The organism is Vibrio sp. 378 (genome assembly GCF_033339435.1).
In genome coordinates, this window is sequence record NZ_JAWOUO010000472.1 from 1 (window position 1) to 746 (window position 746).

At 48.3% G+C, this 746-nt stretch carries 1 pseudogene; it reads right to left on the reverse strand.

What is annotated here, in order from left to right:
- Positions 1-746: pseudogene (locus R7Q48_RS27000) on the reverse strand (ParB/RepB/Spo0J family partition protein); the annotation flags it as partial.

Consider the following 746-nt stretch of genomic DNA (forward strand, 5'->3'; position numbering starts at 1 on the left):
GCTTTTTTTGCAGGTTTAGCTGGTGCTAACTCTGAGATCCAACTTTCGATGCTTTCCGTCACTTCTTTGGTCAAACGAGCCACGCCTTGTGCCTTGCTACGTTGCCACAAGTAACCTTCAGATGTACGGCATTTATCCAACAAGTTTTGCTGCTGCTCAGCGGTCAATGTTGAGAACTGTTTGTGCAGTTTAACGATGGTTGGACGACCTAAATCGCCAACATTTGGATACGCTTGTAGCAATTCTAGCGGCAATGCCGCGGCTTTAAGCGCACCACTTACCAATGCCTCACTGCATTGGAACATTTTCGCTAGCGCTTTTTGGTCTTCTGCTTCACCACTTTCCAGCTTAGCCTGCATCTCTTTTCCTTTTTCTTAAAGCGACATCGGTTTGTGAGCATTCGCGACGTCAGATAGGAATTTCGCGTGTTCAGTGTTGATGCCATCACCAACGTAAACCAAGAAATCCTTCCCCGCCAAGATACAAGACATACGACGGCGGCTACCGTCTAGCACTTCAATTTTGCCATCGTCAGTGCGACGACCAACAGCTGGGTACTGTTGACCACGCTCTTTCAGTGTCACCAAAACATCAGATAAAGCATGCTCATTCAAGAATGATTGTTCACGGGCGTTGTCCGCGAACACACGCGTCTCGCTTGCCACTTTATCTGCGGGAATACGAACTAATTCAAACTGAACCGTGCCCTCACCCGCCACTGCCAACTCGATGGTTTGCGCTTTTTC